3 protein-coding genes are annotated in these 1,778 nt (G+C 61.7%); all 3 read left to right on the plus strand.

What is annotated here, in order from left to right:
* On the plus strand, positions 1 to 564 hold a 564-nt coding region (locus tag MKD49_RS25700), incomplete at its 5' end, for a branched-chain amino acid ABC transporter permease (protein ID WP_252697711.1).
* Positions 565 to 579: 15 nt separating this feature from the next.
* A complete protein-coding gene (locus MKD49_RS25705; protein WP_034338203.1) occupies positions 580 to 1,347 on the plus strand; it encodes an ABC transporter ATP-binding protein in 768 nt (255 codons plus the stop codon).
* 15 nt (positions 1,348 to 1,362) lie between these two features.
* On the plus strand, positions 1,363 to 1,778 hold a 416-nt coding region (locus tag MKD49_RS25710; RefSeq protein ID WP_252697712.1), incomplete at its 3' end, for an ATP-binding cassette domain-containing protein.

Here is a 1,778-nt window from a genome sequence, read left to right on the forward strand (position 1 = left end):
TCGGTGAACGCGTACTACTACCTGTTCCTGGTGCTGTGCATCTTCGTGATCTTCTTCTCGAGCCGTCTGCAGGATTCGCGCCTGGGCCGTGCCTGGGTGGCGATCCGCGAAGATGAAATCGCCGCCAAGGCGATGGGCATCAACACCCGCAACGTCAAGCTGCTGGCCTTCGCCATGGGTGCTTCGTTTGGTGGCGTGGCCGGTGCCATGTTCGGTGCCTTCCAGGGCTTCGTCTCGCCGGAATCCTTCTCCCTGACCGAATCCATCGCCGTGCTGGCCATGGTGGTGCTGGGCGGCATTGGCCACATTCCGGGCGTGGTGCTGGGTGGCGTGATCCTGGCCGCGCTGCCGGAAGTGCTGCGCCACGTGGTGGAACCGCTGCAGATGGCCATCTTCGGCAAGGTGTGGATCGATGCCGAAGTGCTTCGCCAGCTGCTCTACGGCCTGGCCATGGTGATCATCATGCTGACCCGTCCGGCTGGCCTGTGGCCCTCGCCGCGCCATGAAGACCGTCCCGAAGTGGACCACACTCAAGTCGGTACCACCGGCGAAGTCAAAGCTTAATCTGGAGCACAGAACATGACACAAACACTGCTCAAGATCCGTGACGTCAGCAAGCGTTTCGGCGGCCTGCAAGCCTTGAATGGCGTGGGCATCACCATCGAGCGCGGCCAGATCTATGGCTTGATCGGCCCCAACGGCGCCGGCAAGACCACGTTCTTCAACGTCATCACGGGCCTGTATCAACCCGATACCGGCAGCTTCGAACTGGACGGCAAGCCCTATTCGCCGAGCGCCCCGCACGAAGTGGCCAAGGCCGGCATCGCCCGTACCTTCCAGAACATTCGTCTGTTCGGTGAAATGACCGTGCTGGAAAACGTGATGGTCGGTTGCCACGTGCGCACCAAGCAAAATGTTTTCGGTGCCGTGTTCCGCCACAAGGCAGCACGCGACGAAGAAGCGGCGATCCGCGCGAAATCGCAGCAGCTGCTGGACTTCGTGGGCATCGGCCAGTTCGCCAAGCGTACCGCACGTCACCTGTCGTATGGCGACCAGCGCCGCCTGGAAATCGCGCGCGCTCTGGCGACCGATCCGCAACTGCTGGCGCTGGACGAACCGGCGGCTGGCATGAACGCTACCGAGAAACTGGCCTTGCGCGAGCTGCTGGTGAAGATCCAGGCCGAAGGCAAGACCATCCTGCTGATCGAACACGACGTGAAGCTGATGATGGGCCTGTGCAACCGCATCACGGTGCTGGACTACGGCAAGCCGATTGCCGAAGGCGTGCCGGCTGACGTGCAGAAGAACCCGGCGGTGATCGAGGCCTACCTCGGTGCAGGACATTAAGCGAGACCATAGAACATGACAACGAACATTCTCAAAGTCGACCAGCTGAGCGTGGCCTATGGCGGCATCAAGGCCGTCAAGGGCATCAGCCTGGAAGTCAACGACGGTGAACTGGTCACCCTGATCGGCGCCAATGGCGCCGGCAAGACCACCACCCTGAAGGCCATCACCGGCACGCTGCCCAGCAGCAAGGTCGACGGCCACGTGTATTACATGGGCAATCCGTTGAAGGGCAAGAAGTCCTTCGAGCTGGTCAAGGACAAGCTGGCGATGGTACCGGAAGGCCGTGGCGTATTTACGCGCATGAGCATCCAGGAAAACCTGTTGATGGGCGCCTACACCAGCAATGACAAGGGCCAGATCCAGGCCGACGTCGACCGCTGGTTCGAGGTCTTCCCGCGCCTGAAGGAACGTGCGGCGCAGATGGCGGG

It is taken from the genome of Herbaspirillum sp. WGmk3 (assembly GCF_023952535.1).
Lineage (GTDB): Bacteria > Pseudomonadota > Gammaproteobacteria > Burkholderiales > Burkholderiaceae_D > Herbaspirillum > Herbaspirillum huttiense.